Origin of the sequence: Pedobacter faecalis (assembly GCF_030182585.1) — a bacterium.
GTDB classification, from domain to species: Bacteria; Bacteroidota; Bacteroidia; order Sphingobacteriales; family Sphingobacteriaceae; genus Pedobacter; species Pedobacter faecalis.
This window is the reverse complement of sequence record NZ_JARXOW010000001.1, coordinates 2,098,412-2,117,081: the sequence shown is the minus strand read 5'-3', so window position 1 is coordinate 2,117,081 and position 18,670 is coordinate 2,098,412. Positions and strand designations below refer to the sequence as shown.

Here is an 18,670-nt window from a genome sequence, read left to right as displayed (position 1 = left end):
ATGGTGACAAAGAGAAATCACTTTCATTTTAAGATTGCTACAAATACGTTAGTGATAATGCTATTGTTCCCAATTTTAAGTTTGTTGATTAATGTTCCTGGCGGGACAAAAGTCCCTGTGTTCGTAGGCTTGTTTTCATTATTATATCTTTCACGAGACTTCTCTTTTAAAAAGGCGTTTTTTTCGCGACCGCTTAAGATATATGCCGTATTAATGACATATCATTTTTTAAATGCTGTGTTCTTAAATGTGCCGGGTACCGATATGGACGTCCTTTTTACATGTGTATTAACTCCAGTATTGGCTATGGGATTGACAGTTTTTATGGGAAGATCAAATATGAACAAGACAATTGCAGTTCTCTTTTACACATATTTAGTTTATACCGCACTTGTAATTTTGGTTTTTAGAACCTCGGGTATAGCGAATGATGAAGGGCGAATTCAAACAGCTACACTTCACCCTAATATTATTGGCCAATACGCGGGTTTTGCTGGGGTCTTGCTTTCCATCTTTTGTGTCTATAGAAATAAATCGATTTTCTTTTACGCAAGTGTGGCTGCACTACCATTAGGAGTTATACTATTGACTCAATCACGTAACTCGATTTCTATTTTCGCATTATCGATACTAATTTATACAATTGGTCGATTTGTAAAATCGAAAGCGAAATCTCACGGAATTATAATCTTGGTTGCTATTGCTATGCTTGTTGTCCCGGTTGGACAATATATTTTGGACAACACAGATGCCGGAAAGCGTTTTGTTGAAGCTAGTAAAGGTGAGAGCATGCAGGTAAAAGACGCTTATGCAACAGGTACCGTTTTTGATGGCTTCCTAGGCGAGCGTATAGTATATTACATTATAGGATTTGATAACTTTCTTGACCATCCAGTCAACGGTATAGGGTTATGGAATTATAGCGGTTATAATCGGTCGGAGTATCCTCTTCATACGGAGTACATGGTTCACCTGGCAGAAGGCGGCTTAATAGGCGCAATACTTTATCTCTTTTTTATATATTCAGTAATTTCCTCGTTTATCAAATCCAAAGCGAAGTCTAACTTTCTCTATTGGCAGTTACTCCTCTCCTTACTTGTGATACTATTTGTTGGGATTACGGCAAGGCAATTTCCGTACGTGCAGTTCTTTCCTATATGGGGATTGATAATTGCTTTTTTAATGTATAACGAGCCCGGATATTCGAATAAAAAACAAACTCAATACAGTCTGAATTATGAAGATAGCATTTCAAATAGATCGACTCGTTTACGGAGGCGGTGAGCGTGTAATGAGGACTTTAATGTCAGAATTTAAAAAAAGAGGGCACGAAATTGTTTGCTTCTCATGGAATCAGAACTTGCGAAATCAGCCATTCGAATTTGATATCTCCATCTTTGAGCCTGTGGAAAATCTTAATAAAGTCCACAAATATCTCAAGAGGTATAATAGTCTCTCGAAGTTCTTTGAAGAAAAGCGACCAGACTGGCTCATTAGTTTTTCTCCAGATGTATTGTTATTTCACGCTGCGAAAAGTCATCAAGTAAAATCTTTGTACTCTTTGAGGGTAGACCCTCGTCAAATAGGCTCTGGTCTATTCACCCGATATCTCAGTCGTTTATTGTTAAGTCTAGCTACTGCTATCGTTTTTCAGACCGACAAACTAAGAATGCGATATAGAAAGCACATATCTAAATCTGTTGTTATCTCCAACCCTATCATGGACGAGCTAGACGACTTCAGTGTGCATAGGAGGAAAAGGATTGTTGGAGTTGGCCGTCTCTCAGAGGAGAAAGGTTTTGATCTTTTAATACGGGCGTTTTCTCAGTTGGAAAATAGACACCATTATAGTTTAGAAATCTATGGTGATGGCCCCCAAAGATCAGTACTTGAGAGCCTTATTAATTCACTTGGAATGAGTGAGCTAGTAGAACTGAAGGGAAGGGTTGATCGTGTGGTCGATCACATAGCTGATGCTGAAATATTTGTGTTAAGTTCATACTTAGAGGGGATGCCAAATGCATTAATTGAGGCAATGTCCATGGGGTTGGCTTGTATTTCTACGGATTTTCCGTCAGGAGGAGCTCATGTCTTAATTAAAAATAATATCAATGGCATTATTATTCCGACTGGGAGCGTTGAACACATGACGGCAAGTATGAATCGAATCATTGAAAATCAAGAATTTAGAATGATGCTACAAGAAAATGCTGCTAAGATCAGGGAAGATCTAGATAAAGCAAAAATTGCAGACTTGTGGATCGCACATATGAATAGATTCTGAGTTCGCAGACTTAGGTAAGTTAAAAGTATTTCATTTATTTGAGCACAAAAACAGCATATGAAACCTTTAAATGTGATTTTTACCGGTAGATTGTCTTTTCCAAACGGAATAGCTAGCGTAAAAAGACGGAAATATATTATCGACTACCTGAATGCTACTGCTGTCAAATGTAGGGTCGTTTGTCTAAGGCAAAGCAAAAAAGATTTGGAAAAATTTAATAATCCTGATCATGGATATTATGGTGCTACAGAGTTTATCAATTTTTCTTCTGTCTTTTATCACGGGTTAACCGGAAAAGTGAGCTATTACAAACAAGTGTCAGCGTTTCTCAAAAAGTGTTACGATGAAAATTCGACGAACGTCTTAATTTTTCATACCAGTTTAGGTATTGACGACCTGCCATTTCTGCTATATGGTAAACACCTGGGGTATAAGATTATTTTTGATCAGGTGGAGACTAGTTATGTAGCTAAAGGAGTTAATATCTCATTGAAGTCGAAAATCTATGCTACTATAAATGATGTAATTACCAAGTGGGGCTATAGACAGGCTGATGCTTTTTTCGTGATATCTACTGCACTTCAGAAGTGGAATAGGGAGCGCTACAACCAGCCAATATGTTTGTTGCCCAACTCTACTCCAATAATAAGGTCAGTAAAAAAAGAGGCCTTCTCCAACCCGGTAAAAATACTTTACGTGGGCACATTTACACCGAAAGACGGGGTGGATTATTTAGTGAAAGCGTTTAAACAGCTCGTCTCTTATCGTAGTGATGTTAGGTTAATACTTATAGGGAAGGGTATAAAACGGGATATGGATGTGATAATGAGCCTTATTGAGAACGAAAAAAATATTGAATACAGAGGTTATGTAGATGATGATGAATTGTATACTGTACTAAGAGAAAGCGACATTCTTACTATGACCCGCTCGAACTCCGTTTTCGCTAATTTTGGTTTTCCGTTTAAACTGTCGGAATATCTAGCGACAGGTAACCCGGTAATAGCAACTAACGTAAGTGATGTGTGTTTATACCTGGAGGACAAAAAGAATGCCTGCATAGCTGTTCCCGAAGACGTTGAAAGTATTTTCGAAAGCTTGAAGTATCTAGTAGAAAATGAAGAAAAAGCTTTAGAGATGGGAGATAACGGTTTGATGGTGGTCAAGAAACATTTTGATGTCGATAAAAATGGGAAAAAGTTCGTTGAATTCTTAAAGCAACTTTAACATATGAATAAATTGATACTACTCTTTGCTAAGCTCGGTAATTCTACTGTTAAAAGAGTCATTTACACAAAATATCTTGGGGTCCGGATAGGCGATAACGTCAGGTTTACTGGTTCACCCGATTTCGGTTCAGAACCTTATTTAATATCGATTGGTAGCAACGTTACCATAACACAAAATGTTACATTTCATACCCATGATGGCGGTCTATCGGTTTTGCGGAAGAAATATCCGCGTATAAATAAATATGGGAGAATAACAATTGGTGATAACGTTTTTATCGGTTCAGGTGTAATGATTATGCCGAATGTAGATATAGGAGATAATGTAATTATTGCAGCAGGGAGCATCGTTACGAAAAGTGTGTCTTCAGATTCAGTGGTCGGCGGGGTTCCCGCCAAGTTGTTGAAGACTATACAACAATACGAGAGGGATGTTATTAGTCGTAACGATCACATAATTATGCCTGAGGGATTAGAAGGTAAAGCGAAAGAGAAGTTTATAATTGATAGCCTTAAAAAATGATAAAGTCCAGGGCGGAATATAAGTACTACCTAAGTCAAGATAAAGTTGCATTAGGGATTGATCGATGGTCATTTAAACGAAGAATTCTGGAGATTTTTGTGCCACACTACACGTGGCGTTTTCAACGAAGATTAAGAAAGGTTGAATACTATGGAAATTGTAAGAGGGGTCTTTTTAATAAATTAATATATTATATTCTCAAAAGGAATTGTAGAGATTACGGAATCAAGATTGGAGGAGTTTCAATTCCGGAAAATGTTTTCGGCCCGGGTTTAGCAATTGTTCATGCTGGAACAATAATCGTCAATCCGCAAGCAAGAATAGGTCGAAATTGTCGAATCCAAGCCTGCACTAACATCGGTGCTTCAGGTGGACTCCCAGACGCACCGATAATTGGTGACAATGTTTATATTGGGCCAGGCGCGAAGATCTACGGAAAAATCTCTATACCGAATAACTGCGCTATCGCGGCGAATGCGGCAGTCGGAAAATCTTTTTATAATGAGAATATGATGATTGGTGGAGTACCTGCAAAGGAGATAAAGCCCATCGACATATCAACGATCATAAAGCATCTCGATCACAGTGGTCATCAGGTGTAGTAGTGCTTACTTAGATTACAAATGTGTTTAAAATGAAAAATGTTTCAATTTTTGTCAAAAACCTCACGAGTGGTGGTGCTGAGAAACAATCGGTCCTTTTAGCAAAAGCACTTTGTGAAACCTGCAACGTTCATTATATTATCTTGAATTCTAAATATCAAGAGGCAAAGTACATGAGGCTTTTGGCGGATACCCCGAAGATAACTGTAGTCACTTTTAAAGGCAGTTTGCTGAGAAGGTTTATAAATTTCACAAAGTACCTGCGAGATAAGAAAATCGAATATATATTTAGTTACCTGACCGCAGCAAATTTCTATGCAGTGGTCGCCTCTAGAATCGTCGGGGTTAAGAATGTATACACAGGCATCAGAAACGCCTACCTTCCGCCAACCAAGGCACTAATAGATCGGCTTTTATGCAACCATTACTCCAAGGGAGCCATTTTGAATTGTTACGCCGGCGAAAGATACTTTCTTACTCAAGGTTTTGTGAAGGATAAACTTACAGTTATTCCAAACTGCTTCGAGAACATAAAAGAATACCAGCAAAAAGAATCAAATCCTGAAATACTAAATATAATAAGCGTTGGAAGATTTGTTGAACAGAAGGACTATTTTACAGCGCTAACAGTCGTCGACAATCTTCGAAAAGCTAACCTGAACCTTTGTTATCAAATCGTAGGATATGGCGAGCTAGAGACGGAGATTAGACAAAGGGTACTGGAACTCAATTTAGAGAACCATGTTAAAATAGCTATCAATCCGGATAATATACCAGAGCTATTAGATCAGGCGGATGTTTATTTATCAACATCGCTCTTCGAAGGCACAAGCAATTCTATTATGGAAGCGATGAATGCAAATTTACCAATTGTAGCAACTGATGTAGGGGACAACTATATGTTGATCAAGCACGGACAGAATGGATTTATTGCTGGTGTTAAAGATGTAAAGCAGATAGAGTCCCACATAAAAATGTTGCTGGAAGACGAACAACTTAGGATTGAGATGGGGAGAAAAAGCAAGGCTCTGCTACTTGAAAATTATTCCATCGAAAAATTTCGAGAAAGGTACGAGAAGTTAATAGACTAATTATGAAAATATTTGTAACCGGGACTAGGGGAATACCCAATATTCTAGGAGGTGTTGAGACGCATTGCGAAGAGCTTTATCCGCTTATAGCGGAGGAATTTAATTGTGAAATCACCGTTATCCTAAGGTCTAGTTACATAGTGAAGACAGAGCTAAGAACTTACCGGGGAGTAAAACTAAAATCAATTTATGCTCCAAGGAGTAAGATGTTTGAAGCGATAATTCATTCTTTCCTCGCTGTTTTATGGGCAGCAATTTGTAGACCTGATGTATTACATATTCATGCCGTCGGACCTAATTTAATGGCACCGCTTGCTAGAATATTTGGACTGAAGGTCGTAATGACTCATCATGGGCCTGACTATGAAAGAGCAAAATGGAGTAAGGCTGCTAAACTATTTTTGAAGCTAGGGGAATGGGCAGGAGTTAAGTTTGCCAATAGAGTGATTGTCATCTCGGAAGAAATCAAAAAATCTTTAGTAGACAAGTATGGTCGTGCAGATTCTATCCTTATACCAAATGGTGTTTCGATCACAGGAAAACCCGTGGTAAGATATGAAATCCTAAAAAAGTTCGATCTAGAGAAACGCAGTTACATATTTACATTGGGTCGATTTGTTCCTGAAAAGGGCTTTGATTATTTAATACGAGCCTACAAAAAGACAGGCCTTTCAAGAAAATATAAACTCGTCATCGCGGGTGATGCAGATCATGAGACGTCTTATTCTCAGGAGTTAAAAAAGCAGGGGGAGGTTGCCGGAGTAGTATTTGTAGGTTTTCGGAAAGGAGAAGAGTTAGCGCAACTTTTTTCAAATTGCAGGTTGTTTGTTCTCCCGTCTTTTTATGAAGGGCTACCAATTTCGCTATTGGAGGCGATGGCCTACGGTCTGCAGATATTAGCATCTGACATTCCAGCTAACTTGCAAGTTAATATGCCTAGTGAAAACTACTATCCGGTGGGAGATGAAACTGTACTAGCTCAGAAATTGGTTGAAATTCTAGAAAACAGTGTGGTTGAGGATAAAACTTATGATTTGCGGCCATACGATTGGCGGGTAATTGCCAAATCAACTTTCGAAGTGTTCAAAACGCTTAAATGAGATATGCACTGATTAAATATGCGGCGGTTTGCTTCCTGTTACTTATCTCTATCCGCTTTGCTTTAGCTCAGCAAAGAGTGGTTGATTACCGTAATTTTTATGGTGTATGTTGGCGAGGTGGCATTGAAGAGAACTTAGCCTATGCTAGGCAGATGGGATATACACATGTATTTTATCAGAAAGGTATGGAAGATAATCCCTTGTCCAAGGGATTGTATTTCTATATAGAGAGTCCAGAGTATACAGTTTATCAGAGGATTATAGATAAAACCAGACGTTATAGCAAGGAGGACAGGGATTTCTACGAGAATTATTGCAGAATTAAATTTAGCCGCAAACCGTTCCCGAATAACTTAGCAACTGGATGGTTCTTCGACTCAAACCGCTTCTCTGCCGAACTTGACTTCCAAAAGCAATCTGTCGTAAATTGGGCGGTAACACGGATTTTGCAAGAGGTCAAAGATATACAATCTAAAAATCCTGAGTTCCGTTTTGCTGGATTTGCATGGGATGTACCCCAGTTAAGTGGTGATTTTTGGAGTGGGCCTCGTTCAAACAGTGGGCAGCAGCTTAAAAATTCGGATGTTATATTTGGGAATAGTTCAGATGCTAAGAACCGCTTCATAAACTATGAATCGGGTCGATTTTACTTTTATGAGTTGTTGTTTTCGAAAGCTAGGTCGACATTTCCCGGAGCGCGTTTTATTATGGAGCCGTATCGAATTTATGAGGATTGGTTAAAGCCGATAATATCTCATCCCAGAGTTAAAGAAATTATGCCAGATGTATTGTGTCAGGAGGCCAAGGGACTGGACTTTATTGATGATATACGTATTTATGATAATGGCCTTATAAGTAGAGAACGTGTAATGAGCACTACTCCCAACGTATACGACGAGAGGGACAATAGATTATTAGCTGCAAAAGCGGCTATAAATGGAGCTTGGTTTTCCTGGTACGGTCGTTTTGGTGGCACTGGCGATATGCCTAATTACAAAAGTATCAGGGAGGTGCCGGCAAGGTTGAAACTTATCAGACTATTGACCGCATGGGAAAATTTAAATCATGTTAAATTGAAAGACAGATATTGGGATGGATATAAATACTACAGTACCCATGCAATTGTCAGTGAAGACCTAATCGCAATTGCTCAGCCAAATTCAAAAAAGATTTTTGTAGTTTTTCTGACCATGAAAGGACAGTATAGTGTCCAAAGTAAAAATCGAGTAACTGTTTTCTCGACTTCTGACCTTTTTATAGAGGAAAGGGTTGTACCTGATCTTAAACCTCATAATGGGGTCTTAAAACCACGTCTCAACTTGTTAGGTAAAGGCTTGATTTTGCAAGTTAACTAGTTAAATGACTTTTTCAACTTCACTACAGCGCCAAATGAGTTATCCAGTAGTCTTCCGTGGTCAAAACCAATTCCAGTACCTAATGCCAACCTTTTGCCGATATTTCTTTCGCTCTCGATGTACGCGGAAAACTGGTTAACCCGTCTAAAGATACCATACTCTGGCGGAAACCTCTCGTATCCTAGTGAGTGCCCGATGGTACTGGTGCCATATGTGCCGAAGTTTTTTGAAAACGATAATTTTGCAAACATCCGCCATGCATTTACATCTGCATGTAACCCCAAGTTGAATGCTACAACTCTGTTATTAATAAAATAGTCTCTCGGATCGGAAGCCTGACCACTCTTAACCGTTGTGTGCGTACTAATAAACGGAGTGCCTAAACCTATACCTCGATATGTCCAGCCCTCGGTATAGAAGTAGTTATTATAATAATCCTCATCGCCGGATTTGGTATATTTAGCATTCAGTTCGCCAGCCTGATGCTTGGTATATAAGAATTCAAATAATATACTTCTCCATGTTATTCTCCGATCCTGTTGACTTGTATTTGAAATTGAAATCCCATTTAACCCGTCAGCAATGTTAGCGAGTTTGCTAAGAGCGCCAATATCATAGAAGTGTTGCCGATAAATCGTTAGACGGAGGGCGTCAAAATTATATTCTGCACCGATATCAATGGATCCGAGTTGATTGCCGATTTTTGAATTTGGAACTTCATAGGAGTTTCCATATGCTTTTCCCGTGGCCACGTAAAAAAAGGTCTCAAGAGGAGTTAGGGTGTAGAATTCCTGATATACATCCTTTTCTCCTCCCCAGAAAACTTGGTGATTGAACCCTCCATATAATTTGAAGCGCCAGTCTTTTTTACCAAGTCTTCCGTAAAAAGATTTTTGATGGAGGTATGTGCCCACCCGATCAACGGGCGATATAACTGCATCTGAGATATGCCTTTTTACTGTCTTACTTCCTGACCATCCATGTGCAAAATTGCCTTTAATAGAAATAAGGCCGTTAAAAACAGGTATAGTCCAGTATTCCGGAATTGAAATCTCAATCTTAGGAATTCCTAATGAATTGCCAGAAACTGAGAAATTCCCGGAACTAAGACTTGTGTCACCATTAAGTCCCATAACATCTCTGGTCCGGCCAGCAGTAAGCTGGAATTTCCAAACTTTTAACTTTCCATATGCCTCTATTAAAGAAAAGTTCGATCCATCTCCGCCGTTTGCACGACCCTCAAAGCCGTAACCCCAGTCGATGGTTTTTTCTCGCCCATACAATTTGTCGCTTGGGCTTAGAGTCTCATAGTCTCTCGAAATTCTGCCGATAGCACTTGTGGAGGCGCCTGCTAGTGGTACAGACCCATATTGATTAGACCGCATCCAAAATGGAACAACTCCATTTGTTGTCCCAATTGCTTGAAGCTCCACTTCTGCCTTTACATTCTGATCTAATTGAGCTTTCCCTTGTAGAACTAAAAAGCAAAGAAGAATTAACAGTACTTTTCTCATGAGCTCGAAGTTATGTTTAACTACGCAAATATACTTCCGTAAGTTGAACTTAACTCCTTAACTACTTCTTTTATCTCTTGCTCCTGAGTTTTTGGGTAAATCAATAGTGCATTACCCTCATCAACTACAATAAAGTTATCCAGTCCTTTAATAACGGCCAATTTGTCTTTATTGATATGTATGATGCTATTAGTCGTATCAGCAGTGTACACCTGGTTTCCAGAAATCACGTTGTTTTCTTCATCTTTTGGTGCTGCCTCGTACAGAGAAGCCCAGGTTCCCAGGTCAGACCATCCAAATTCCGCCGGTATAGTATAAACGTTATCCGCCTGTTCCATAATAGCATAATCTATGGAAATGTTTGGGGATGTTGGGTAGCGCTCATCAATAAAGCTTCGCTCACCTTCGGTATTGTAAATCTCCGCCCCGTTATTGAAGAGATCGTAAATCTCTTTGGAATGGGTGTTAAGCGCGCGTAAGATAGATTCTGCTTTCCAAATGAATATTCCTGCGTTCCAAACATAATTTCCTTCTGCAAGGAATGCTTTGGCTTTCTCTAGGTCAGGTTTTTCTCTGAAGTGAAGTACTTTATGAACGCTGTTAGCTGCTTCACTTGCGTATTGAATATAGCCGTAACCTGTATCCGGCCGGGTTGGTGTTATGCCCAATGTAACCAGGGCGTCGTTTGCGGCGGTGAAGTCTAGTGCTTGTTTGATTTTCTCTATGAAGATGTCTTCATACAAAATGAAGTGATCAGATGGCGCAACTACGATGTTTGCGTCTGGGTTTAAGGCATTGATTTTGAACGAGGCGTAAGCTATGCAGGGTGCAGTATTGTTCCTGCTAGGTTCACAGATGATTTGATCGGCGTTTATTCCTGTTAACTGCTCTTGGATGATAGGCGCGTACTGGCCATTAGTAACGATGTAAATATTCTCCTGCGGGCAAAGCTTCAGGAAGCGCTCATAGGTAAGCTGCAGTAGGGATTTTCCTACGCCCAGAATATCAATGAATTGTTTAGGGAAGTTGTTTCGGCTTTTTGGCCAGAAGCGGCTGCCAACGCCTCCGGCCATAATAAATACATAGTTGTTAGACATTAATTCCAATTCAAATTTTTAACATCATTGAATACGCGGGTAATCCCTTCTTCCAGCGATACTTGCGCTTTCCAGCCTTGTGCGTGTAATTTGCTTACATCCATCAGCTTTCTTGGTGTGCCGTCTGGCTTTGACGGGTCTGTTTTTATTTCACCTTCAAATCCTACTACTTTGGCAATAAGCTGGGCAAGTTCCAGTATGGTAACATCTTCACCTACGCCGATATTTACCAAGCCGGGCTCATTGTAAGTTTGCATTAAATAGAAACATGCATCTGCAAGATCGTCTACGTAAAGGAACTCACGTTTTGGCGTACCGGTTCCCCAAATGGTTACCGATGACACGCCATTGTTTTTAGCGGTGATCACTTTGCGGATCAAGGCTGGCAAAACATGAGAGTTGTTCAGGTCGTAATTGTCATTTGGTCCGTAAAGGTTGGTAGGCATTACAGAAATGTAATTGCAACCATACTGTGAGCGGTAGGCATCGCAAAGCTTGATGCCTGCAATCTTAGCAATAGCGTACGGCTCATTTGTAGGCTCAAGCTCACCGGTTAATAAGTATTCCTCCTTTAGGGGCTGTGGAGCCAGTTTAGGATAAATACATGATGAACCCAAGAACATCAATTTCTTAACCTCGTTAAGATAGGACTGATGAATCACATTGTTTTGGATCATCAGGTTTTCGTACAAGAACTCACCTCTGTAGATGTTATTGGCCATGATGCCGCCTACTTTGGCTGCGGCCAGAAAAACATACTCAGGTTTTTCTGTTTCAAAAAAGTTTTTTACCGACGGGCTGTCGGTAAGATCCAGTTCTTTTGAAGATCGGGTTATGATGTTTTCATAACCTTCGCTCTTCAGTTTTCTTACTATAGCAGAGCCTACCATTCCATTGTGGCCGGCTACGTATATTTTTGCATTTTTTTCCATTCTTATTCGTATTGGTTTTTAACTGCATAACCAGCATCTTTCAACATTTTTTCTTTTTGGAAATGCTGAACATCTGAAGTCATCATGTCGTTAACCAATCCGGCGAGGTCGTACTTAGGCATCCAGTTTAGTTTTTCTTTGCACTTGGTTGGATCGCCGATAAGCAAATCTACTTCAGTAGGCCTGAAGTAACGCGGATCAACTGCCACTACTTCTTTACCTACTTCAATCTGGAATTCAGGCTTGCTGCAGGATACTACGTATCCTTTTTCGTCAACGCCTTCACCTTTAAACTCTAATGTAATGCCCACTTCGCTGAAAGCCATTTTAATAAAGTCGCGCACTGTGGTAGTTACACCAGTAGCAATAACAAAGTCTTCTGGTTTTTCTTGCTGAAGGATTAACCACATGGCCTCAACGTAATCTTTAGCGTGGCCCCAGTCGCGTTGTGCATTTAGGTTACCCAGGTACAATTTATCTTGCAGACCTAAAGCAATTTTAGCGGTGCCGCGGGTGATCTTACGAGTAACGAAAGTTTCGCCCCGTAGCGGACTCTCGTGGTTAAACAAGATACCGTTGCAAGCGTACATGCCGTAAGCTTCCCTGTAGTTTACGGTAATCCAGTAAGCGTACATTTTAGCTACTGCGTAAGGAGAACGCGGATAGAATGGTGTGGTTTCTGATTGAGGCACTGCCTGCACCAAACCATACAGTTCTGATGTAGAAGCCTGGTAAACCTTCGTTTTGTTTACTAAACCTAAAATCCGGATAGCTTCTAAAATTCTTAAGGTACCGATACCATCTGCATTTGCTGTGTATTCAGGAGTTTCAAAACTTACGTGTACGTGGCTCATTGCGCCGAGATTATAAATTTCGTCTGGCTGAACCTGCTGAATAATGCGGATAAGGTTGGTTGAATCACTTAAATCACCATAGTGCAAAACAAATTTCACATTACTTTCGTGCGGGTCCTGATAAAGATGATCGATACGATCTGTATTAAACAAAGAGCTACGGCGTTTGATACCGTGAACTTCATATCCTTTTTTTAACAAAAAGTCGGCTAGATAGGAGCCGTCCTGACCCGTGATCCCTGTGATTAGTGCTTTTTTCATCGATTTGAGGAGTTTTTAGCGTGATTTATTAATAATGGGTTAACAAAAACTTAAGAATTATAGAGAATTTATACAAATATAAGTGATTTATAGTTATTTGCTTACTTTTGTGTACTTTTTACACTAAGTTTGTAGCTAATAATATTTCATTCTTATTGTGGCTAGTTTAATAGTTTTTTTGCAGTTTTAACGTCGGAAATATTTGTATCCTAATATGAAAAAAATCACATCAATTTGCTGCATCGGTGCAGGGTATGTTGGAGGCCCTACAATGGCTGTTATCGCTAAGCAGTGTCCTGAAATTAAAGTTACTGTAGTCGATTTAAATGAGGCTAGAATTGCTGCCTGGAATGATCCTGACACGGAGAACATCCCTGTGTATGAACCTGGTTTGAGTGATGTTGTTGCTGAGGCGCGTGGTCGTAACCTGTTTTTTTCTACCGATGTAGATAAAGCTATTGATGAAGCGGAGATGGTTTTTATTTCTGTAAACACGCCTACTAAAACTTATGGTGCTGGTAAAGGTCAGGGTGCAGATTTGAAATGGATTGAGCTTTGTGCGCGTCAAATTGCACGTGTTTCTAAATCGGATAAGATTATTGTAGAGAAATCTACTTTGCCTGTGCGTACTGCTGAGGCGGTTCGTGATATTTTGGATAATACGGGTAATGGGGTAAACTTCCAGGTGTTGTCTAACCCTGAGTTTTTGGCTGAGGGTACTGCTGTGGAGGATTTGCTGATGCCTGATCGTGTGTTGATTGGTGGTGATCAGACGCCTGAGGGTAAAGAGGCCATTCAGGCTTTGGTTGATATTTATGCGCACTGGATTCCTCGTGAGCGTATCTTAACCACTAATGTTTGGTCTTCTGAGCTTTCTAAGCTGGTGGCGAATGCTTATCTCGCTCAGCGGATATCATCGATAAATTCTATATCAGAACTTTGCGAGAAGACTGAAGCTGATGTAAATGAGGTGGCCCGTGCTATTGGTACGGATAGTCGTATTGGCCCTAAGTTCTTGAAAGCTTCTGTGGGTTTTGGTGGTTCTTGCTTCCAGAAGGATATTCTTAACCTGGTGTATATTTCGCGCACTTTCGGCTTGAGAGAGGTGGCGGACTACTGGGAGCAGGTGATTATTATGAACGATCACCAGAAGAAGCGTTTTGCGCATGGTATTGTTAAGGATTTGTACAATACGGTTTCTGGCAAAAAGATCGCTTTCCTGGGATGGGCTTTTAAGAAGGATACCAACGATACACGTGAGTCGGCCGCTATTTATGTTGCTGATGAGCTTTTAAATGAACAAGCTAAGGTTCGTGTGTACGATCCTAAGGTTCAGGAGCACCAGATTTTGGGCGACCTGGATTACCTGAATACGCGCAAGCCTGAGGAGAACCGCGAACAGGTGAAGGTATTTGAGGATCCGTATCGTGCTTGTGAGAATGCGCATGCCATTGCTATTCTTACGGAATGGGATGAGTTTAAGGACTATGACTGGCAGCGTATTTACGACAATATGAAAAAACCTGCTAAGATTTTTGACGGTCGTAACATCTTGGATGCTGAGAAATTGCGCGCAATTGGCTTTAAGGTTAAAGCTATTGGTGTAAATTAATTTTTAACGTATATTTTTTTGTCCCGTTATGCTTTGGTGTAACGGGATTTTTTTTGCGCTCCTCGTTTTGTTCCTCAAGATGACGGAGAAACCTCCTAAAAGCACTATTGATTGGTTTTTTCTTTCTGGATAAATAAAGTATATTTGAGTATGGTAAGAACAATTGTGGTTCCGGAAAATGATCAAATTAAACTCGATATTCCTAAAGAGTATGTCGGTAAGAAGATTGAGGTCACTTTCTTGTCGCTAGAAGAACTAGAACATAGTGTTACTCATCAGGTCACTATGGGGGACTTTTGGGGTATTCTTTCCGACAAGACTGCGAGTGATTTGCAAAGCAATGTTCAGCGAAGCCGTTCAGAATGGGAAAGAGATATCTGATCGATTCCAACGCGGTAATTGACTTTTTTAATGGCAAGATGCCGCCTGAGGGTAGGGCTCTGATGACGGGCATTGAACCAATAATATCTGTGATCACTCAAATTGAGTTGTTTTCAGGAAATAGTACTCCGGAAGCGGAAATAAGGGCATTGCAAAAGTTTGTTGACGTAGCAACGATTTATCCGCTTAGTGAAGTTGTTGCTTTGGAAACCATATCCCTTCGGAAAGCTTATCGAATTAAGTTGCCTGATGCTGTGATAGCTGCTACAGCAATGGCGTATGGCTTTGTTTTGATCACACGTAATACCGCTGACTTTAAGCATCTCAAAAACCTCGATGTAATAAATCCTTACGAGTTATAATCTTTAGATAGTTTCGTCCGGTTTACCGTGAAAATCTGAAATGCCATTTCAATATTTCACGGTAGCCTCGTCGCTTCGCTCCTTGAGATGACGATAAGCTTAAAACTTTGGTAGCTTTTTTGCATTTTTGGAGAATTAATGGTTTATAAATGAACAAGAAAATCCTCATTACCGGTGGTGCCGGTTTCATTGGTTCGCACGTGGTGCGCAGGTTTGTGAATACTTATCCTGATTATCAGATTGTAAATCTTGATAAGCTTACTTATGCTGGAAACCTGGCTAACCTGAGGGATATTGAAGATAAGCCGAATTATAAGTTTGTGCGTTTGGATATTACGGATGCAGCGGAGATCAATGAGTTGTTTGAAACGGAGAACTTTGATGCGGTGATTCATTTGGCTGCGGAGTCGCACGTGGACCGCTCTATTACGGATCCTACGGCTTTTGTAATGACGAACGTGATTGGTACGGTGAATTTGCTGAACGCGGCGCGTGAATATTGGAAGGGTGACTATGATAAGAAGCGTTTTTATCATGTGTCTACCGATGAGGTGTATGGTGCGCTGGGTGAGTCGGGCATGTTTACGGAGTCTACGGCTTATGATCCGCATAGTCCGTATTCGGCTTCTAAGGCTTCGTCTGATCATTTTGTTCGTGCTTATCATGATACGTATGGTTTGGATGTGGTGATTTCGAATTGTTCGAACAATTATGGTTCGCATCATTTTCCGGAAAAGCTGATTCCGCTGGCGATTAATAATATTCAGAAGAACAGGCCTGTGCCGGTATATGGCAAGGGTGAGAATGTGCGTGACTGGCTTTGGGTAGAGGATCATGCGCGTGCGATTGATGTGATTTTCCATAAGGCTGCTACGGGGCAGACGTATAATATTGGTGGGCATAATGAGTGGAAGAATATTGATTTGATTCATTTGCTTTGCCGCATTATGGACGAGAAGTTGGGTCGCGAGCCGGGTGAGTCGGCCAAACTGATCACTTTTGTGACGGATAGGGCGGGTCATGATCTGCGTTATGCGATCGATTCGACGAAGCTGCAGCAGGAGCTGGGCTGGGTGCCTAGCCTGCAGTTTGAGGAGGGTTTGGCTAAAACTGTCGACTGGTATCTTGAAAATGAGGAATGGCTGAGTAATGTAACTTCGGGTGCTTACCAGTCTTATTATGATACGCAATACGCCCAGAGATAGATGAAGGTTACGGAGACTAAGCTTAAGGGTTGTTTTGTTATTGAGCCTACGGTGTTTAAGGACAGTCGCGGTTATTTTTTTGAAAGCTTTAATGAGCCTAAGTTTGAGGAGCTGACGGGACAGAATGGCCATTTTGTGCAGGACAATCAGAGTGCTTCGACTTACGGGGTGATCAGGGGCTTGCATTTCCAGAAGGGTGAGCATGCGCAGGCTAAGCTGGTGCGGGTGATTGAGGGTGCGGTGCTTGATGTGGCTGTGGACCTTCGTGAGGGGTCTGAGACTTTTGGTGAGTGGGTTGCTGTGGAGCTTACAGCGGAGAATAATCTGCAGCTGTATGTGCCGCGTGGTTTCGCTCATGGTTTTTCGGTACTGAGCGAAACGGCGGTGTTTGCGTATAAGTGTGACAATACGTACAACAAGGCTTCGGAAGGCGGTATTCGCTATGATGATCCTACTTTGGGTATCGACTGGCGCATTCCGGCCGATAAGCGCAGTTTAAGTGATAAGGATGTAATTCTTCCGTATTTTAACGTATAATTTCGAACATGAAAGGTATAATATTAGCCGGTGGTAGCGGCACTCGTTTACATCCGTTAACGCTTGCGATGAGCAAGCAGATGATGCCGGTTTATGATAAGCCGATGATTTATTATCCGTTGTCGACTTTGATGCTGGCGGGGATTAACGAGATCCTGATTATTTCTACGCCGCATGATTTGCCGAATTTTGAGAAGCTGCTGGGCGATGGTTCTAAACTGGGCTGTAAGTTTTCGTATGCGGTGCAGGAGTTGCCGAACGGACTGGCCCAGGCTTTTGTGATCGGGGCTGATTTTATTGGTAATGATAAGGTGGCGCTGGTGCTGGGTGATAATATTTTCTATGGTGAAGGTATGAGCAAGTTGCTGCAGTCGAGCAGTGATCCGGAAGGGGGTGTGGTGTTTGCTTACCAGGTGTCTGATCCGGAGCGTTATGGTGTGGTAGAGTTCGACGCGAACAATGTGGCGATTTCTATTGAGGAGAAGCCGCTGCAGCCTAAGTCGGATTATGCGGTTCCGGGCTTGTATTTTTATGATAATTCGGTGGTGGAGATTGCGAAGAATATTAAGCCTTCGCCCCGCGGTGAGTATGAGATTACGGATGTGAACAAGGTGTACCTGGAGCAGGGTAAGCTGAAGGTGGGTGTGCTGAGCCGGGGTACGGCATGGCTTGATACGGGTACGTTTAATTCGCTGATGCAGGCGGGCCAGTTTGTGCAGGTGATTGAGGAGCGCCAGGGCTTGAAGATCGGGGCTATTGAGGAGGTGGCTTATCGGATGGGCTTTATTGACGCGGAGCAGTTGCGCGCGGTAGCGGAGCCTTTGGTGAAGAGTGGTTATGGTCAGTATCTGCTTAAATTGATAAAACAATGAGGGTTTTGGTGCTTGGTGCTTCTGGTCAGCTGGGGCAGTGCCTGAGGGTGGTTGCTGAAAGGCGCGGTTTGGATTCCCTGGTTTTCCCGGAGGAGTCTTCGGCGAATATTCTGGACGTCGACGCGCTTTCGGCTTTGTTTGCCGAGGTGAAGCCTTCTTTTGTTATAAATTGTGCGGCGTATACGGCGGTCGATAAGGCGGAGTCGGATGTGGATGTTTGTCGCGCCGTAAACCGCGATGGTGCTTTGAATATTGCACGTTTGTGTGCGGAGCATGGTGCCGCAATGGTGCATATTTCTACGGATTTCGTGTTTGAGGGTGATGTGGTGGAGCTGCTTCGCGAGGAGGATATGGCCGAGCCGATCAGTGTGTATGGCTTAACGAAGCTTGAGGGCGAACTGGCCATCGCTGAGGTGTTGCCTGAGCATTTTATTCTGCGCACGAGCTGGCTGTATTCGGAGTTTGGCAATAACTTCGTTAAAACGATGCTTAAGCTTGGGGCCGACCGCGACGAGTTGAATATCATCGCCGACCAGATCGGTTCTCCTACTTATGCCATTGACCTGGCTGGTGCTATATTGGATATTATTGCTGCGTCCGGGCCGGGCGCCCGTTACGGCCTGTATCATTACAGCAACGAAGGGGCGGTTTCCTGGTACGATTTCGCTCAGGCGATCTTTGAGCTGAGCGCTACGCAGGTGAAGGTAAACCCGATTCCTTCTTCCGATTATCCAACAGCGGCCAAACGCCCGAAGTTCTCTGTTATGGATAAATCCAAAATCAAATCGGCCTTTGGCCTGGAGGTTCCCTACTGGCGCGACAGCCTGATAAAGTGCATTGAGGCGTTATCTTGAGGCTA

19 protein-coding genes are annotated in these 18,670 nt (G+C 41.7%); 15 read left to right on the top strand and 4 right to left on the bottom strand.

Annotated elements, in window-relative coordinates; translation table 11 throughout:
• Genes QEP07_RS09550 through QEP07_RS09515 form a run of 8 tightly spaced genes read left to right on the top strand, consistent with a single transcriptional unit; the run spans nt 1 to nt 8,184 of the window.
• Entirely contained in the window at nt 1-1,284 is a 1,284-nt protein-coding gene (locus tag QEP07_RS09550; RefSeq protein WP_285009810.1) for an O-antigen ligase family protein, read from the top strand.
• A complete protein-coding gene (locus QEP07_RS09545) occupies nt 1,238-2,284 on the top strand; it encodes a glycosyltransferase (RefSeq protein WP_285009807.1) in 1,047 nt (348 codons plus the stop codon). Before QEP07_RS09550 ends, QEP07_RS09545 begins: the two co-directional genes overlap by 47 nt.
• A gap of 57 nt (nt 2,285-2,341) precedes the next feature.
• Nucleotides 2,342-3,511: a glycosyltransferase family 4 protein gene (locus QEP07_RS09540; RefSeq protein ID WP_285009805.1), complete on the top strand. Its 1,170-nt coding sequence runs from the start codon at nt 2,342-2,344 to the stop codon at nt 3,509-3,511.
• A gap of 3 nt (nt 3,512-3,514) precedes the next feature.
• The gene (locus QEP07_RS09535; RefSeq protein ID WP_285009804.1) at nt 3,515-4,036 is read left to right on the top strand and encodes an acyltransferase; all 522 of its coding nucleotides are present in this window, start codon (nt 3,515-3,517) and stop codon (nt 4,034-4,036) included.
• On the top strand, nt 4,033-4,638 hold the full coding sequence (locus tag QEP07_RS09530) for an LbetaH domain-containing protein (RefSeq protein ID WP_285009802.1): 606 nt from the start codon (nt 4,033-4,035) through the stop codon (nt 4,636-4,638). Before QEP07_RS09535 ends, QEP07_RS09530 begins: the two co-directional genes overlap by 4 nt.
• A gap of 32 nt (nt 4,639-4,670) precedes the next feature.
• Nucleotides 4,671-5,729, top strand: a complete 1,059-nt coding sequence (locus tag QEP07_RS09525; RefSeq protein WP_285009801.1) for a glycosyltransferase family 4 protein — start codon at nt 4,671-4,673, stop codon at nt 5,727-5,729.
• A gap of 2 nt (nt 5,730-5,731) precedes the next feature.
• Nucleotides 5,732-6,829 (top strand): glycosyltransferase family 4 protein, encoded by a 1,098-nt coding sequence (locus QEP07_RS09520; protein ID WP_285009799.1) that lies wholly within the window; start codon nt 5,732-5,734, stop codon nt 6,827-6,829.
• Nucleotides 6,826-8,184, top strand: a complete 1,359-nt coding sequence (locus QEP07_RS09515) for a hypothetical protein (protein WP_285009797.1) — start codon at nt 6,826-6,828, stop codon at nt 8,182-8,184. The genes QEP07_RS09520 and QEP07_RS09515 overlap by 4 nt, the downstream gene beginning before the upstream one ends.
• On the opposite strand, the gene QEP07_RS09510 is transcribed toward QEP07_RS09515, so the two are convergent.
• The 4 genes from QEP07_RS09510 to gmd are packed head-to-tail and all read right to left on the bottom strand — an operon-like array spanning nt 8,181 to nt 12,842.
• Entirely contained in the window at nt 8,181-9,698 is a 1,518-nt protein-coding gene (locus QEP07_RS09510) for a capsule assembly Wzi family protein (RefSeq protein WP_285009794.1), read from the bottom strand. The two genes, QEP07_RS09515 and QEP07_RS09510, sit on opposite strands and share 4 nt — an antisense overlap.
• A 20-nt stretch (nt 9,699-9,718) precedes the next feature.
• Nucleotides 9,719-10,795, bottom strand: a complete 1,077-nt coding sequence (locus tag QEP07_RS09505) for a mannose-1-phosphate guanylyltransferase (RefSeq protein ID WP_285009791.1) — start codon at nt 10,793-10,795, stop codon at nt 9,719-9,721.
• The gene (locus tag QEP07_RS09500; protein WP_285009788.1) at nt 10,795-11,727 is read right to left on the bottom strand and encodes a GDP-L-fucose synthase family protein; all 933 of its coding nucleotides are present in this window, start codon (nt 11,725-11,727) and stop codon (nt 10,795-10,797) included. Before QEP07_RS09500 ends, QEP07_RS09505 begins: the two co-directional genes overlap by 1 nt.
• 2 nt (nt 11,728-11,729) lie before the next feature.
• A complete protein-coding gene (gene gmd, locus QEP07_RS09495; protein WP_285009785.1) occupies nt 11,730-12,842 on the bottom strand; it encodes a GDP-mannose 4,6-dehydratase in 1,113 nt (370 codons plus the stop codon).
• 214 nt (nt 12,843-13,056) lie between these two features.
• Between gmd and QEP07_RS09490 the strand changes: the two genes are divergently transcribed.
• The 7 genes from QEP07_RS09490 to rfbD all read left to right on the top strand — a co-directional run bounded on the left by QEP07_RS09490 (nt 13,057) and on the right by rfbD (nt 18,665).
• Nucleotides 13,057-14,454: a UDP-glucose 6-dehydrogenase gene (locus QEP07_RS09490; RefSeq protein WP_285009783.1), complete on the top strand. Its 1,398-nt coding sequence runs from the start codon at nt 13,057-13,059 to the stop codon at nt 14,452-14,454.
• Between the two features lie 150 nt (nt 14,455-14,604).
• Nucleotides 14,605-14,835, top strand: coding sequence for a hypothetical protein (locus QEP07_RS09485; protein WP_285009780.1), 231 nt, complete (start codon nt 14,605-14,607; stop codon nt 14,833-14,835).
• Nucleotides 14,817-15,197: a type II toxin-antitoxin system VapC family toxin gene (locus QEP07_RS09480; protein ID WP_285009777.1), complete on the top strand. Its 381-nt coding sequence runs from the start codon at nt 14,817-14,819 to the stop codon at nt 15,195-15,197. Before QEP07_RS09485 ends, QEP07_RS09480 begins: the two co-directional genes overlap by 19 nt.
• Before the next feature lie 149 nt (nt 15,198-15,346).
• Entirely contained in the window at nt 15,347-16,402 is a 1,056-nt protein-coding gene (gene rfbB, locus QEP07_RS09475; RefSeq protein WP_285009775.1) for a dTDP-glucose 4,6-dehydratase, read from the top strand.
• Complete coding sequence (gene rfbC / locus QEP07_RS09470; protein WP_285009772.1) at nt 16,403-16,939, top strand: dTDP-4-dehydrorhamnose 3,5-epimerase; 537 nt, start codon at nt 16,403-16,405, stop codon at nt 16,937-16,939.
• An 8-nt stretch (nt 16,940-16,947) separates the two neighbouring features.
• The gene (gene rfbA / locus QEP07_RS09465) at nt 16,948-17,811 is read left to right on the top strand and encodes a glucose-1-phosphate thymidylyltransferase RfbA (protein WP_285009770.1); all 864 of its coding nucleotides are present in this window, start codon (nt 16,948-16,950) and stop codon (nt 17,809-17,811) included.
• A complete protein-coding gene (gene rfbD, locus QEP07_RS09460; RefSeq protein ID WP_285009768.1) occupies nt 17,808-18,665 on the top strand; it encodes a dTDP-4-dehydrorhamnose reductase in 858 nt (285 codons plus the stop codon). Before rfbA ends, rfbD begins: the two co-directional genes overlap by 4 nt.
• The last annotated feature ends 5 nt before the right edge of the window (nt 18,666-18,670 follow it).